Source organism: Paenibacillus sp. Root52 (assembly GCF_001426865.1).
In the GTDB taxonomy this organism is placed as follows: domain Bacteria; phylum Bacillota; class Bacilli; order Paenibacillales; family Paenibacillaceae; genus Paenibacillus.
Genome location: NZ_LMFO01000029.1, coordinates 401,263 through 414,455, shown reverse-complemented (window position 1 = coordinate 414,455; position 13,193 = coordinate 401,263). Strand labels below are relative to the sequence as shown.

The window sequence follows — 13,193 nt, the reverse complement described above, 5'->3', positions numbered from 1 at the left end:
TTAATCTTTATTAGAACTGATATCCCATCCTTCACCGCCCAAAAAAGTCGTTTCTAATGTCCACTCTAATCTTCTAAGCCACTCCTTCTGAACGCTAACATCTGCATTCTTAATGCGATGTAATATATTGATTACTTTAGAAAGTGCAAAGGCCTTGATCAACTCCTCTGTGACTATTACGGGTGAATGTGCACAATACGCTTTTAAGAAAATGCCAGATAGTTCATCAGCTACATCCGGATAATGGAGGTGGACAAACCATACGACCCATGCGATATCTTGAAGCGGGTGACCCCATCCTCCCCACTCCCAATCGATAACTACCAGCGAATCCCCAGTTACGATCGTATTATGTGGACCAAAGTCTCCATGGATTATCGTTTTTTCATCGTTCACATGTATATTTACAATGCATTTTACTTCATTTTTCAGATCAATGGGTACAAAATCCAGTGAATCTAGACTGTCATCCACCAGCGCAATGATTGGTAATTCCGATGCCTGATCGTTCCAACGTATCGAATGAATTTCGGATGATAACTGAATGCCCAGCAACCTGTAGATTTCTCTAGCAGTATCCATGTCATTTGAATCTAAAAATCGCTGCCCATTGTCCCCCTGTATGTAGTCCATGATAATGTACAGCGATGTGTCCTCCTCAAAATAATCATGGATGCCGGGAGATACATCTGAACCGTTCAAGAGATGTAGAATACTCAATTCATTTCTAGCATCCCTATTATTTTTATGAAAGATTTTTGCAACCACAAGTGGATCAGAACCATCAAGTAATATTGTCTTATTGGTGTACCCACCTGTGAGTTCAGTTAGTTTAACATTTGGAAATTTACGTAACAGGATCTTATTCGCCATTACATAGCCCCTTCTTCCGTTTACCTACACGCCAAATTGCTTTAAATGATGGTCTAGATGTTTATAGAGCCCCTTACCCCATTCTTCAGGAGATAGCTTGCCAAAGAAAGGATGCGGTTTTTTTGTACATTTCTCAGGTCCATCATGTTGGAACGTAATGATCTTCTGGATTAACATTTTCTTTTCTAATTCAAACTCCCTCTCATCTACAATCATAATCTCAGGGATCGTGGACATATTCTGCGGCAGTGGCTTATCGTTGTAAAATACGGGTTTCACTAGTTTACCGATGACTAATCCTAGCCAGCTTCTTGCAGATGTAGAGTTCCCCATTGCTATCTCCTGAAAACCTGAGCAGTGAGCCAGCATTTGTGAAACATTCATCTTACCCCATCGGGGCTCCGCATCCGGACGTAATTGGTTGAGACGCTCCACAATCTCATTAGCATGAACTTGTTCAAATAGGCTGTTCATTTCAATCCTCCTAAGAACATCGTTATTACCATGTCTATTCGTGATAGCTTTTAAATTTCAAAAGTATTTAAAAACCATTTTATGGTTTAATCATAATTATAATCAAAATCTGAAAAATAACGAGACATAAAGCTAAGGGATTTTATCATCCTAGAGAAGATTTAACGAGTGATACTATAGTGGGGAAGTTATCTGAACTAACAATCATGAAGAACGGTATATATCAACCCTAAGTTTCAATACGCAGGCAAAGGCTATATCATTTAAAAAGGTGGGATGACTGGTGAAACACAAAATTCTTATTTCTATAATCTCAGTAGTCATTATTCTAACGGGAATTTATCTATATAAAGACAGGGAAATTATCGCTCTCAAAACAGGTACAACTCCGCCATTACAGTGGGATGATCCTTATGAGAATAAAGAGGAACCGATTCAGCTTACAGCGCAAAATCAAACGTTATCCAATCCGGATGTGCATCTCACAGAAGTTTACTACCTACCCAAGTCAAAAAAACTTCAGTTTGGACTATGGTACCGTAAAAAGGACTATCAACCTAATCAAACTGCAAACATTCCCGATCGGATTTTTCAAGTTACGATTCAAGATACACAAGGCCAAATATTTAACGATGATACCGTTGTGAAAACAGAGGGGATATGGGATGAATTTCAACGTAGGTCTATATCTATTGATTTAGACCATTTAGAAAATCAAGGCACTATTGAAGTCACTGTTTCTTTAATTGCACAGGATGGCACAACCATAACTCCTCTTGAGTCGGCAAGCTTTAAAGTAACTATTTCCTAATTGCATCTACAATTAGAGATGTAAAACCCAAATTGCCATTCTGATTTCGATGATCATATCGGCTAGATCTATAGATAAATCCGTTCTCTGGATTCCAATCTTGAAAATAAAAACGTCCATCCTCATTCCAGTATTCCAATAACTCAACTTCAAAGCCGGCTTCCTCAAACATACGGGTAAGTGTATTATGATTATGTACGATCTTATGACTTGCCGCTGGATGATCGAGAGGTCCTGGTCCGCCAATCTTAACTAGATTCTGATAATCTTCATTTGCAAAATAACCATCAGGAACCGCGCAGCGAATATACCCTTTCGTATGTAGATACTTATAGCATATCTTAGCGGCTTGAACTCCCTCTTCGTAGGTCATGTGCTCCCAGACGTGCTCTGATAAGATGGCTTCGATTCTTCGATCTTTGAAACTTTGCTCCCAATCTTCCAATCGTAGCAAATTCAATTCATTCTCTTGAGTTTGTATCCACCCTTCATAACTTTGTGAAGAAGCACCTATAATAATTTTAATTGGATCTGTTGGTGCAATATTAGAGATATCTATCATATGCTTCGCTCCTTTTATTTCTCATCATTCACATATACTTCCCTTGAGATCTTTCAATAATAACTTCACTGTGGGAAATAATGCTCGATAATCTTGTCCGCACACTCCTCTGGCGTGTTCAAGCTTGTATCTATGGAATAGCTATAATGAATGTTTTTAGCCATTATTTTGTGTTGCTCATCTGATTGCTTTTCACCACGATCACCACGCTCAATATTTCGCTTCCGACATAGATTTAATGGGCAATGCACCTCAACGATATCCAGAGGATACCCTGCAAAAATCTCTTGGACTTGTTCATAATGCGGTTGTAACTCTGGTCTTTCAACAAGTATTCCATCAATTAATACGTGCTTTCCATGATCTGAAAATAGTTTTGCTGTGTGATACATCATCATAATCGCTTCACTTAAGTACTTCCAGTAGTCTGTTTGGAGATGCTTATCCCCAATCGTATTTTCAAAAAGATCATTAGCTACAACATAAAAAAACGGCTCAGTGTATGATTGCATTGCTTCTACAATTGATGTTTTGCCTGAGCTGGTTACACCATTCAAAAATATAATTTTCCCTTTTTCCATTTCTCTTATCATCCTTTACTTGTAAGTAAGTCTATCTCTGAAATGTGCTTGGTCAGAAGGTCTAATTGAGGTGAAGCAAACCAATCTGGCTTGATCTCACGATTCCCACCAAATTTAATAACATGGGTAACCGCTAATGATGACATGTAGATGTTATGCGATCTTAATGGAGGAACCATGACGCTGTCGTCTTTCTCTAAGATTCTCAAAGAAAATTGATTCTGTTCATCAAGTTCTGCATAAGCAATCCAACCTTGTTGTACAACATATAATTCTTTTAATGTTTGGTGATAGTGGCTGTTCTGCCACGAGCCATTCTCGGAACCTTCGGTGCGGATATATGAGCTGCCATCGTTATTGATTAGTCTAAATCGCTTTTCACCGTTATCCATAAGGTGGTACGCCGTTTCTACACCTAAGCTTTTTGCCTCTTCGAAAGAGATCATTTTCATTTTTTTGCTCCTTGTTAATTTCCCTCAAGATTATAGATTCTCTTTGATCATTTCTCTTATAAGTATTGAAGCATTATCAATTTTAATTTTATTATTTCTTGTATTACTCTCCCAGCCGGTTGATTCTGCATATTGGATTAGTCTTGCAATCAACTTTGGCTCGTAAACACCAATATCCCAGTGATCACCCCAATGAATGAGATATTCAGCAAAGGTCGATTTAAACTGATTCGAATAGATCCGTATAACAATATTATAATCTTGTTCATCTATTACATATAAGTACAGAACGCCGTCTATAGTTATTTTTCGAACTTGCTTTCTAAATACTTTCAAACAATCACCTCTCTATTTCTATAAATCTAGCCCCTTAGATGATTATGATTTACTTTAAAATCGTTCTATGATGTTCTTTATCTCTACCAAGTCCTTTACGGACAAATAATCTGTTGAAGGTTTCCCAAAGTAATCATCTTCTTTCCAAATTCCTTTCATACCCGCGTTAATACTTGCATCTATATCATTTACTGGATGGTCTCCTACAAATATCGATTCTTGAGGCTCCAATCCTAAACGATCTAAGGCTCTTCTAAATATTTTAATGTCTGGTTTCCGCAAACCCTCAATTTCAGAAATGAATATTCCATCAAAATAATGATCAATGTCTAGTCCTTTAATATTATTCATCTGAAATCTACCGAATCCGTTCGTTATAATACCTAATTTCATTTGTTTGCCTTTCAAGTAGTCAAGAATCTCGATTAATCCTGGAAAACCAATACAATGATATTGAAATGATTGAATATAATCCTCCAATAATTCGTCCCAGTTCAGATCCAAATTAAATTCATTGATTAGCGTTTGATAAACTTTGTCTTTCCAGACATAACCCTTCTGATCTAATTCAATAAATCTCTGTACAAATATTTGTTCCTCAACATTTTGAAAAGCTTGGAATCGATAATATTGATTACGAACGAAGGCAATTAATGATTGCTCACGATCAAGCAATGTTCCATCCAAGTCAAACAAGATTCCTTTAATCATATATTCCACCCTCTGTTATTTGTCCTAATCTTGAGGAATTGAGCACTGGTACTTATAAAGTCTTTTCAAAAATATATAAGTCCCCTTCTTCTCTAACTTTGGTAAAGCCACACTTGGTATAGAAATGATGATTCTTGACACTCCAATTAGGAGTATCCAGCCACCATTTCACGCTTTCCGGAAATTTTCTTTCAACCTCTTGCATTACTTTCATCCCGATCCCTTGATGTTGAAAGTTTGGATCAATAAAAATCCTGCCAAGATTATGAACTTGATTGGTTTCAATGACGATTATAGCTCCACCTATTATCTCTCTATTAAGAAGTATCTTGAAGTATTCACATTGTTCGATCATCTCTTCTTGCCAACGTGCGGAGTCATACCCTACTGGGCCACCGGATTCACTATTATTAAAGCTCCTTGATTCATCATCAAAACTAGCCTTTTGTATTTCAGCAAGTTTATTTGCATCATATTTTATAGCTCGTTCTAATATCAGCACCATTAGATCCCTCCCATTAAAGTGACTAAATTAAAAATGATCTTTTGGTTGAAGGATTCGCTGTTTGTCTTCTGTGGTATAATTTCAACCTTACAAATCGAATTCTTTTTTAATCAGCTCGGCTGCCTGGTCTGCTTCCAGTCCAATGGTATTCATTCTCATGTAATTGGGTTTGATAATCTCCCCTGGCATTGAATTCAGCCTATGCTTTTCATAAGTTTTAATCAGTTCGGCCTCCGACCATTTCACATCTCGTTTGGTAGGTTTATGTGCCAATCTATTTTCAGTCGTATTACGTTTTTTGCGTTCTTCCAAATCGGCTTCTAGTTCAACTAAATATACCATTCCCCCTCTTGATTCGAATAAGCTTGAAACCTGCTCAATATAGTTCCAATCACTCTGAAGGTCAAATGCCCATACAAACGTAAATATGAGCCCTTCCAGTTCACTTTTGGATACTTCTTCAAAAATCTCTTGCCGAATCACACTTACCAAACGTTTTCCAGCAGGTGTCCCGTAATCGAAAAAAGGAGACACAAAATCAATAGACATGTGATTATGAAATAATTTTAAATCTGTTTTAGCTTCTAAACATTGACCCACCGTCATTTTCCCTACGGCTTGGGGTCCAAAGAGTATAACTAACTTCATTTAAATGTGCCTCCTTTAGACATCATTGCTAATTCATAAATTCGTTGTTTCTAAAACACTATTTTCTCGGCACATACCAATTTTATCAAATCTGCAGTACCTTTTTTCCTTCATTAAAATACATACTCTCATTTCCATGAATTAAATTTTTAAATCCACCTTTATAATAAGGCATTAATTCATCAGCTTGTTCTATGTCCAGCCATGCTATTTCAGAGATTACATCTGGTCTAATGATCTGTTCTTCGCCGCCTACAATCTCTGCCCTAAACGTATAAAAAATGACATGTTCATTGATATCTTCAAATTTGCACTCATTCATCGCAACAATCCCATGGACTTTAACTTCAAGTCCCGTCTCTTCTTTAACCTCGCGAATTGCAGCTTGATCTAATGTTTCATTTAACTCAACCGCTCCCCCAGGAGGAGACCAACTTGCTCGATCAGCATTTTTCACTGCAAGAACTTTAGTTTTAAACTGGTCTGTTATTAGTGAGTAAACGACGTCAACTCTTTTCACTAAATCATATCCCTTCTATATGCCTATGGATTAAGCGCTCTCATTTGATCGTATTATTAATCTTTATTTTCAAATACTTGAACAGACCCTTTCCATTTCTCATTATCTAAAATAAATTCTTCATAATCTCCATCCGTAAAATCATTAATTACTTTCTTCCAAAATAAATTAGCCGGTTTATTTTGTGGTGTCTGTCTTACTTCCCACGCACCTCTAAAAGTGTTGAAAATGAAATTCGCTGTTTGTTGTCCGTATCCCTTATTTCTAAATTTACGCATTATAAAAAAATCACTAATTATGTTTGTCTGAACTGCTGTGCTTACCTTTACATATTCTTTGGGAATATCTTTTAAAACAAGAACGAAACCTGCAAACTCTCCATCAACCTTTATATAAAATGGCTTTCGATATTCATCTGTCCACTGGTGATCTAAGTATTTGTAAAGATAGACTCCATGATTAGTCAGTTCATTTTGATCAAATTCACTCGAATCATACCGATAGAACTGGATCAAATTGCTTAGGAGACTTTTATCTTCATACGGAACTTGCAAAACTTCTAACATTTTAACTCTCCTTAATCTCTTTCGATATATTATTAATAATTACTTCCACGGGATCGTTATTCCTCAATGCTTCTTGTAATCTGCCTTCTCTATTCCACTTTATTCCTAGTTCAATGGCTTTAGGGTATTTAATTCTGTACTTATCCAAAAATTTACTTGCTTGTTCTTCACCTAAAGCCCTTATAACCTGATCAGTTCTTAGCACACGTTGTAGTTCTCCTAAATATGTCTCATCACACTTAATATCAAGGTTTCTTGACTTGATGAATGAATTTTCTGCATCATTTAGATTAGCGCCTCCTGCAATAGGATCAGTTGCAGCGAATCTTACTTTCCTAACTCCTGACATTATAATGGCACCAAAACAAAGTACACAGGGTTCTGTCGTTGTATAAAGTGTGTAGTTTTTGTGTTCTTCTGAATCTAACGTATCCAGTTGTAACAAAGCATTTATCTCTGCATGCGCTAATCTATTCAAGCATGTTTGCTTGCTTGGAGCAATTGTTTCGTTGATTCTATTTCTACCTCGACTCATAATTTTATTATTGGCATCAACTATAATTGCACCGATAGGGATTGAACCGTGAGCATATGCTTCCCAAGCTTCTTCAAAACTAGCTTTCCAACACTCTGATAGTTTCTCCCACACATTCAACACCTCAAATTTAGCATATTAGTTACTTTGATTATTCTTGTTTCCATTGATGTGTTTTAAGTAGTTTTCCAGCTTCATAATAATACTGTATTACTTCAAGCATGGGATTTAACTCTATACAAATGTTATCACAATAATTCCCTAACTGACCACCTATAACCAGATGAGTTTCACTTTTTCCCTGTTTGTCGTTCATAAGAGTATATATATTGCCATCGATTGTTATAGACACTATAAAATTCTCCGGCCCGCCTCCAACTAATGCTGAATCTGTGTCTGATATCTCAAAAAAGACTAATGTAAATTTATCTCCATCTAGTTTTCTTAACAAAGCCAAAGTCTCTAGCCATGTAGGATTCACAACAACTTCTTCATTAGAGGTGGATCCATTCCACACATCAATACTAATAGATTTTATCAATTTTTCTGTTCATCCTTTTTAGATGGTTAATTTATAGCGTTTATATGAGTTCAATATCATTAAATTTTTTAGAGTAACATAAGCTCTCCATTCTAAGGTGTGAGGTAAACGTTCTAAAAGACAAAATGCAGTCAAAATAGTATGGGCATCTTCATATATATTAGACGAAATGTTCTCCAAACAACTTTCTACTGCTTTTTCTAGCCACGGATTATCTATACTATACCTTGCCATTTTAATAGTCCGATAAGTCCGGTTAACCTACTGAATGATGGCTCTGTGGCAAATAAATTTTGCCAATGCTCTGCTCTTGGATATTGGGCTGATGAGGGTAAAATAGTTGGAATGCCTTTCTCTAAATCAGCGTGTTTAGCAATATACTTACATGCCTTTTGAGCAAGTTCTTCATTTTTAATATTGCAATCGTATAAGGTTCGTAACGCAAATTCCATATAAAGTGGTTGACTGCCTGGTGCCCGTAGATCTGGTTCAAGTTCATTGCCGAATCCACCATCTTCATTCTGGTATGCTTTAAGCGAGGGTAAGACGTTATTTGGGGATCCACCTTGATAAACATATTCAAATATTCTTCTTTCTGATAATCTTCCATGTGTCCAGATGAATTGAGCTGCTTTCTCATAATTCATTCATGTTCTCTCCATTACATGCTATTTATGATTATTGCTCTGACATCCAATTGCACATCATGTTCTTGTATTCACGAAATGCAAACCTTATGTGTCTTTACTGTTCTCGAAGTATCATCATTCAAAAATATTTGATCAAGATTCCAACTCTATTTTGTACCTTGGTATAAAAACTCAATTTCACCATCTAATAAATATCGATATTCAAATAATTGTATTGTTCTCTCCCTTAATCTCTCCTTTATAACTGTGCCTAAGCTTACCGGTCCTCTTGATCCAAGATAACCATTATAAATAAATGTATCTTCTACAAATATTGTTTCCTTTAAGTGATACTGTAACCATTCCTTCTGCGCTTCAATTAGGGCTTCCCTTGGTTCTCCATCCAACGTAGAAAGAAGCTTCTTATATATTTGGTTCAACTCTTTATCCCATATCTCTGTATATTTGCTTTGCAACGCACCCCATTCCATGGTTGTTACAATCTCTTTAGAATTTTGAAATTCATTAAATTCCACTTCATAATCATAATCTATAGGATTACGAAGCATTTCATTATAAAAATCTCCTTTCAAATCAAGGTTCCCGATATTCATGGGTAACACTTTATTGTTAGAAGTTTCAGATGGATTTTCCGTTATTTCTTTCGATTCTATTTCATTATCTGCACTCACTACATCAGGAGACGGTTCAGAGTTACTTATTGATTTATTTTCGCTGTTTAACGTAGTCGATTGAATATTCTGACAAGATGATAGCATTATTGTAATAAAAAATAATAAGAGTATCTTACCTTTCATAAATTATCTCCTTAGTTTAATGTGCCAGCCACGACAGTGGCTAGTGGTTTGCAGGGTTGTCCAACTGAAAAGCCTCTTGCAGTCTAGGGCAAAGCCCTCGGTGTAAATATGATGTTATATGCTGTTCCTGCCTATCCTGAACCCGCAGAGATCACCGTTAAACGTTTATATTATTTGTTGTAAATGCATTATCCCTACATTCACCGATGTTTCAATATACCCTTCAATCTGTATAAAATTAAAGACATTAAGCGGTTCATCAATGACCTCTTTATCATAATCCATGTCACTTAAAACATATGGCACAAATTCTTTAACATCTTTGGATTTAACCTCCTGCAGGTCAATAACCGTCGGTGAAGCGTAGAGTGCTTCTTTCATATCATCTGTGAAACCATAGTGTTCTAGTAACTTCCCATTGAGTAATCTAAAATCATTATGATATAAGGAATACAGTTCTGTATTAGCTTCCATTCGATTCTTCAACCATGGCATAAGGAATCCCTTCAGCCACTGGTCATCTGCAATTAAATGAGTAAAATATCCAAGTATATAATAGATATTAGATTGCGATTTATATTCATCAAGAAATCCATGATAGTCAATATATCTGGAGTAATTCTGGTGTTCGCCCTTGAAGAAATGAGATTCATCCTTTGTCTGAACAGCATCGGGTGCAACACTACCAAGTAAAAACGAAGTTCGATCTTTAATACTTAATCTCTCGGCAATTTTATAGCCTATAATCAAATGCATGATTCTAGATCCCATACAATGAATCACCTCAAAATTTCAGTCTATAATCCTCTATCTATATCATCTCCTCTAATTCTTTAGGTAACAAAAACGTCCCGCTTTCATTAGGCTCGAAATCAACAGTCTTTATTACTGAGTCTATATTCATCTCACCATATATATGTGGATACTCTCTTCCTTCATTGTACAAGTCTTCCCATCTAACTTGAGACTTTACTTTTGATTCATCAATGCAAAGTAATATTAATCCCTTTATTCCTCTGAAATTATAATTGGCGACAGATGCAATTTTCTCAATAGGGGAGCAATGAATAAATCCTTCCTTCTCTAGTGAATCTCCTTTATATACTCCTTTTGCTAATGCTGACTCCCATTCCGTTCTCAAAAGTGCATGCACAATAATCATGTCGACTCCTCCTTATAGTACTAAATGAGATTTTTATTAAAGTAGGTATTTCACCTAACCTTCTGGTTTCACGACTTTTCCCCTTAGATAGCTAGGATACATCAACCATGGCTGATCTAACGAAATCGTTCAATATACTTGTTACAGACTCGAAGCATAGATATAATCTTAAATGAAAGTGAAAATTCATGAATTACTTATATTTTTCCCCTAGTAGTATTTCAATAACTCTTTATCAATTTCATCGATATATCCAATGTCTTTAACTCCATCCCAAAAGATAATCTCTTGGGCTTCCTCATTCATTTCAAATGGTCTTTTTTCTTCTATGTCTGCGCTGAAGAGACCCCCATATTCAATTCTTCCATCCCTTAATGTAAACTTCATTAATCCTTTAAATTCAATCCTTTCAGGAGTTTGATTTGTTTCTTCAAGCATCTCTCTGATTGCACACTCTCTTAATGATTCTCCTGGCTCAAGCAAGCCTCCAGCTAACTCCCAATTGTTCTTCCAACCGTTAAACAATAGTAAAAATCCTTCATTGTTCTTGGCAACGACTAATGCATGCGTAATCGGGTAATCCAAGTTAATTTCTTCTATTTGCTCTTCGGCAATATCTAATAGTTCTTCAAAAACATCACCTTTTTGGTTTATACAAATTGGCTTCATTGTTCTCCCCTCCGATGCGTGAATACGATGTTATATATAGGTCCCAACTTCCTTGAAGTGCTTACACTTGGTCTAAGTCTTCACAATTCTATTTGAGCAATAATCTCTCCATCTTCATTAACGTCGCCTGTGTCAATAAAACCTATAGATTCATAGATCTTTTTTGACTTCGTATTATCTTTTGTGTATATAATCTTTATTGAAGTTGCCTTCCCACAAGGAAATGTTTTTAGAGTTTCGATAGCTTTTCTGAGTGCCTCTTTCCCATAACCCTTCCCCTGAAAACGTTTGTCTATCATAAATCTGTAAATATCATAAAAGTAGTCCTCGCCATTCTCCTCACGCTCATAAGACATCGCAATAAAACCCACCATTATGTCATTATGATATATTGAATAAAGAATAGGAACGAAATCCTTGTTAGTAAGTGCTACATATGCTCCCGCGATTGAGTATATATTGGTGGCTACATAATTCCATTGATCTTCGTAAAGATCAAGCGCGATACATTCCTGAAAATTATCTTTAGTTATTTCTTTTAGTTGTATCATATTACACCTCCTCGTGAATTTTTCAATGTACTTTCCGGAGCCTTCATCTAACGTTTCTTTATTTACGACTTAGCGTATGCTGGGTATCCTGCGTATGCCGGATCAAGGTCGTATGCAAGCAGCGTGAATATTATGTTATAGGATGTTCATGTCTTCTATGTATCATCCTAATAGGTTTTCTATTTGTTTCTTATGATGTTCATCATGATGCACGAATATTTTAAGATATCTTTCATAGGTATAAGGTCGTTTATCATTTCCAATAAAAAATCGAATTTCTGACTGATCCACCTTATGGAATTGGTTAACTAAATGAGTTCGAGTTTCGATAAAGGTTTTAACCATACTTTCTCTGTCTGTAAATTCCCTGGACTTCTCTATCGCTTTTAAATTATGAGTATCATGATCGACGAACTCTGGAAGTTTCACTTGATCTTTTATGTGTGGGAGCATCGTATTCAAAGTATATGTATCCCAATTCCATAGATGAGCCACAACTTCCTTCACCGTCCATTTTCCAGGAGAGATCTGCTTTTGCCAAATCACATCATCAATTGATTTTACAAAATCATTGAAATTCCCAAACTGTTCTAATAGTTTCTTATTCATCTTCTTTCATACCTCCTGAATTCACTTTATATGATGGATCGGGCATCTTGAGTAACTACCACCATTTTGATTTTATTCATTGTGTTAATCGGTAACCTCTATGCATAATATCCACCTTCTGATAAGTATTCTTTTGTCTCTTTATAGTGTTTGTGAATTTTACGAAATGCCCTATTTGCTTTGTGCTGATATTCTGTATCACTAATAAATAGTTTAATTACTTTCACTACTTCACTCATATCAGTATCAAATGAAGTTACCCCCGATATTAATTTCTCTAAATCTAATTCAAGTAGTCCTTCAAAATTTTCCGAACAATCCCCATACACATATAATGCTTTAGTGTCATTCATTCGAAGTAACTTGAATTTAATACAGAATGCCATGCAATTCATCCGATCTTTCATATAACGTTCCTGTATTCCTGAACCAGCGTATGGTGGGTGTCCGGCGATTGCCGGACCTTGGTTGTATGCCCGCAGCGTGAATATTATGTTAGATGATGGACCATTGAATTACCTTCAAATTCGATTTACTACTTCTCTTCTACATTGTTTTCAGCTTCAAATTTATTTAGGAAGTTTCCTCGATGGTAGAATGCTTTTTGCCCAATGATTTTTTCAATGTTTACGACATATTC

Annotated in this window: 22 protein-coding genes; 1 reads left to right on the top strand and 21 read right to left on the bottom strand. The window is 36.0% G+C overall.

Annotated elements, in window-relative coordinates; all coding sequences use genetic code 11:
- Both ASD24_RS22950 and ASD24_RS22945 read right to left on the bottom strand, forming a co-directional pair.
- Complete coding sequence (locus ASD24_RS22950) at nucleotides 1-873, bottom strand: phosphotransferase family protein (protein ID WP_056700892.1); 873 nt, start codon at nucleotides 871-873, stop codon at nucleotides 1-3.
- A gap of 24 nt (nucleotides 874-897) precedes the next feature.
- Nucleotides 898-1,347 carry a DUF1569 domain-containing protein gene (locus tag ASD24_RS22945; RefSeq protein ID WP_056700889.1) on the bottom strand — a complete coding sequence of 150 codons (450 nt, stop codon included), beginning with the start codon at nucleotides 1,345-1,347 and terminating at the stop codon, nucleotides 898-900.
- Nucleotides 1,348-1,630: 283 nt separating this feature from the next.
- Between ASD24_RS22945 and ASD24_RS22940 the strand changes: the two genes are divergently transcribed.
- The gene (locus ASD24_RS22940; protein ID WP_056700887.1) at nucleotides 1,631-2,158 is read left to right on the top strand and encodes a hypothetical protein; all 528 of its coding nucleotides are present in this window, start codon (nucleotides 1,631-1,633) and stop codon (nucleotides 2,156-2,158) included.
- Here the strand turns inward: ASD24_RS22940 and ASD24_RS22935 are convergent.
- The 19 genes from ASD24_RS22935 to ASD24_RS22845 form a co-directional block, all read right to left on the bottom strand.
- Complete coding sequence (locus tag ASD24_RS22935; RefSeq protein WP_056700885.1) at nucleotides 2,148-2,720, bottom strand: class I SAM-dependent methyltransferase; 573 nt, start codon at nucleotides 2,718-2,720, stop codon at nucleotides 2,148-2,150. The genes ASD24_RS22940 and ASD24_RS22935 overlap by 11 nt on opposite strands.
- A 65-nt stretch (nucleotides 2,721-2,785) precedes the next feature.
- On the bottom strand, nucleotides 2,786-3,301 hold the full coding sequence (locus ASD24_RS22930) for a phosphotransferase-like protein (protein WP_056700883.1): 516 nt from the start codon (nucleotides 3,299-3,301) through the stop codon (nucleotides 2,786-2,788).
- Nucleotides 3,302-3,309: 8 nt separating this feature from the next.
- Nucleotides 3,310-3,753 carry a hypothetical protein gene (locus tag ASD24_RS22925; RefSeq protein WP_056700881.1) on the bottom strand — a complete coding sequence of 148 codons (444 nt, stop codon included), beginning with the start codon at nucleotides 3,751-3,753 and terminating at the stop codon, nucleotides 3,310-3,312.
- 30 nt (nucleotides 3,754-3,783) lie between these two features.
- Complete coding sequence (locus ASD24_RS22920) at nucleotides 3,784-4,089, bottom strand: hypothetical protein (RefSeq protein ID WP_056700879.1); 306 nt, start codon at nucleotides 4,087-4,089, stop codon at nucleotides 3,784-3,786.
- Between the two features lie 54 nt (nucleotides 4,090-4,143).
- A complete protein-coding gene (locus ASD24_RS22915; RefSeq protein WP_056700877.1) occupies nucleotides 4,144-4,800 on the bottom strand; it encodes an HAD family hydrolase in 657 nt (218 codons plus the stop codon).
- A gap of 52 nt (nucleotides 4,801-4,852) precedes the next feature.
- Nucleotides 4,853-5,302 carry a GNAT family N-acetyltransferase gene (locus tag ASD24_RS22910; protein ID WP_056701169.1) on the bottom strand — a complete coding sequence of 150 codons (450 nt, stop codon included), beginning with the start codon at nucleotides 5,300-5,302 and terminating at the stop codon, nucleotides 4,853-4,855.
- A 90-nt stretch (nucleotides 5,303-5,392) separates the two neighbouring features.
- The gene (locus ASD24_RS22905) at nucleotides 5,393-5,953 is read right to left on the bottom strand and encodes an AAA family ATPase (protein ID WP_056700876.1); all 561 of its coding nucleotides are present in this window, start codon (nucleotides 5,951-5,953) and stop codon (nucleotides 5,393-5,395) included.
- Between the two features lie 85 nt (nucleotides 5,954-6,038).
- Nucleotides 6,039-6,473, bottom strand: a complete 435-nt coding sequence (locus tag ASD24_RS22900; protein WP_056700874.1) for an NUDIX hydrolase — start codon at nucleotides 6,471-6,473, stop codon at nucleotides 6,039-6,041.
- A gap of 56 nt (nucleotides 6,474-6,529) precedes the next feature.
- Nucleotides 6,530-7,039, bottom strand: a complete 510-nt coding sequence (locus ASD24_RS22895; RefSeq protein ID WP_056700871.1) for a GNAT family N-acetyltransferase — start codon at nucleotides 7,037-7,039, stop codon at nucleotides 6,530-6,532.
- Between the two features lies 1 nt (nucleotide 7,040).
- Complete coding sequence (locus ASD24_RS22890; protein WP_056700869.1) at nucleotides 7,041-7,688, bottom strand: nucleoside deaminase; 648 nt, start codon at nucleotides 7,686-7,688, stop codon at nucleotides 7,041-7,043.
- 37 nt (nucleotides 7,689-7,725) lie between these two features.
- Nucleotides 7,726-8,115 carry a hypothetical protein gene (locus ASD24_RS22885; protein ID WP_056700867.1) on the bottom strand — a complete coding sequence of 130 codons (390 nt, stop codon included), beginning with the start codon at nucleotides 8,113-8,115 and terminating at the stop codon, nucleotides 7,726-7,728.
- Between the two features lie 215 nt (nucleotides 8,116-8,330).
- Complete coding sequence (locus ASD24_RS22880) at nucleotides 8,331-8,762, bottom strand: hypothetical protein (protein ID WP_056700865.1); 432 nt, start codon at nucleotides 8,760-8,762, stop codon at nucleotides 8,331-8,333.
- A gap of 149 nt (nucleotides 8,763-8,911) precedes the next feature.
- A complete protein-coding gene (locus ASD24_RS22875) occupies nucleotides 8,912-9,562 on the bottom strand; it encodes a lysozyme inhibitor LprI family protein (RefSeq protein WP_056700863.1) in 651 nt (216 codons plus the stop codon).
- A 165-nt stretch (nucleotides 9,563-9,727) separates the two neighbouring features.
- Entirely contained in the window at nucleotides 9,728-10,333 is a 606-nt protein-coding gene (locus tag ASD24_RS22870) for a zinc dependent phospholipase C family protein (RefSeq protein ID WP_056700861.1), read from the bottom strand.
- Nucleotides 10,334-10,373: 40 nt separating this feature from the next.
- Nucleotides 10,374-10,724 carry a DUF952 domain-containing protein gene (locus ASD24_RS22865; protein WP_056700860.1) on the bottom strand — a complete coding sequence of 117 codons (351 nt, stop codon included), beginning with the start codon at nucleotides 10,722-10,724 and terminating at the stop codon, nucleotides 10,374-10,376.
- 210 nt (nucleotides 10,725-10,934) lie between these two features.
- On the bottom strand, nucleotides 10,935-11,393 hold the full coding sequence (locus ASD24_RS22860) for an NUDIX domain-containing protein (protein ID WP_056700858.1): 459 nt from the start codon (nucleotides 11,391-11,393) through the stop codon (nucleotides 10,935-10,937).
- Between the two features lie 80 nt (nucleotides 11,394-11,473).
- On the bottom strand, nucleotides 11,474-11,944 hold the full coding sequence (locus ASD24_RS22855; RefSeq protein ID WP_056700856.1) for a GNAT family N-acetyltransferase: 471 nt from the start codon (nucleotides 11,942-11,944) through the stop codon (nucleotides 11,474-11,476).
- 162 nt (nucleotides 11,945-12,106) lie between these two features.
- A complete protein-coding gene (locus tag ASD24_RS22850; RefSeq protein ID WP_056700854.1) occupies nucleotides 12,107-12,553 on the bottom strand; it encodes a DinB family protein in 447 nt (148 codons plus the stop codon).
- A gap of 98 nt (nucleotides 12,554-12,651) precedes the next feature.
- On the bottom strand, nucleotides 12,652-12,906 hold the full coding sequence (locus tag ASD24_RS22845; RefSeq protein WP_156395523.1) for a hypothetical protein: 255 nt from the start codon (nucleotides 12,904-12,906) through the stop codon (nucleotides 12,652-12,654).
- Between the last annotated feature and the right edge of the window lie 287 nt (nucleotides 12,907-13,193).

What these genes read in the sequence shown, in the direction of transcription:
- ASD24_RS22950 (WP_056700892.1), bottom strand. Translation starts at nt 873, where the DNA reads ATGGCGAATAAGATCCTGTTACGTAAATTTCCAAATGTTAAACTAACT.
- ASD24_RS22945 (WP_056700889.1), bottom strand. Translation starts at nt 1,347, where the DNA reads ATGAACAGCCTATTTGAACAAGTTCATGCTAATGAGATTGTGGAGCGT.
- ASD24_RS22935 (WP_056700885.1), bottom strand. Translation starts at nt 2,720, where the DNA reads ATGATAGATATCTCTAATATTGCACCAACAGATCCAATTAAAATTATT.
- ASD24_RS22930 (WP_056700883.1), bottom strand. Translation starts at nt 3,301, where the DNA reads ATGGAAAAAGGGAAAATTATATTTTTGAATGGTGTAACCAGCTCAGGC.
- ASD24_RS22925 (WP_056700881.1), bottom strand. Translation starts at nt 3,753, where the DNA reads ATGAAAATGATCTCTTTCGAAGAGGCAAAAAGCTTAGGTGTAGAAACG.
- ASD24_RS22915 (WP_056700877.1), bottom strand. Translation starts at nt 4,800, where the DNA reads ATGATTAAAGGAATCTTGTTTGACTTGGATGGAACATTGCTTGATCGT.
- ASD24_RS22905 (WP_056700876.1), bottom strand. Translation starts at nt 5,953, where the DNA reads ATGAAGTTAGTTATACTCTTTGGACCCCAAGCCGTAGGGAAAATGACG.
- ASD24_RS22895 (WP_056700871.1), bottom strand. Translation starts at nt 7,039, where the DNA reads ATGTTAGAAGTTTTGCAAGTTCCGTATGAAGATAAAAGTCTCCTAAGC.
- ASD24_RS22880 (WP_056700865.1), bottom strand. Translation starts at nt 8,762, where the DNA reads ATGAATTATGAGAAAGCAGCTCAATTCATCTGGACACATGGAAGATTA.
- ASD24_RS22875 (WP_056700863.1), bottom strand. Translation starts at nt 9,562, where the DNA reads ATGAAAGGTAAGATACTCTTATTATTTTTTATTACAATAATGCTATCA.
- ASD24_RS22870 (WP_056700861.1), bottom strand. Translation starts at nt 10,333, where the DNA reads ATGGGATCTAGAATCATGCATTTGATTATAGGCTATAAAATTGCCGAG.
- ASD24_RS22865 (WP_056700860.1), bottom strand. Translation starts at nt 10,724, where the DNA reads ATGATTATTGTGCATGCACTTTTGAGAACGGAATGGGAGTCAGCATTA.
- ASD24_RS22860 (WP_056700858.1), bottom strand. Translation starts at nt 11,393, where the DNA reads ATGAAGCCAATTTGTATAAACCAAAAAGGTGATGTTTTTGAAGAACTA.
- ASD24_RS22855 (WP_056700856.1), bottom strand. Translation starts at nt 11,944, where the DNA reads ATGATACAACTAAAAGAAATAACTAAAGATAATTTTCAGGAATGTATC.
- ASD24_RS22850 (WP_056700854.1), bottom strand. Translation starts at nt 12,553, where the DNA reads ATGAATAAGAAACTATTAGAACAGTTTGGGAATTTCAATGATTTTGTA.
- ASD24_RS22845 (WP_156395523.1), bottom strand. Translation starts at nt 12,906, where the DNA reads ATGAATGACACTAAAGCATTATATGTGTATGGGGATTGTTCGGAAAAT.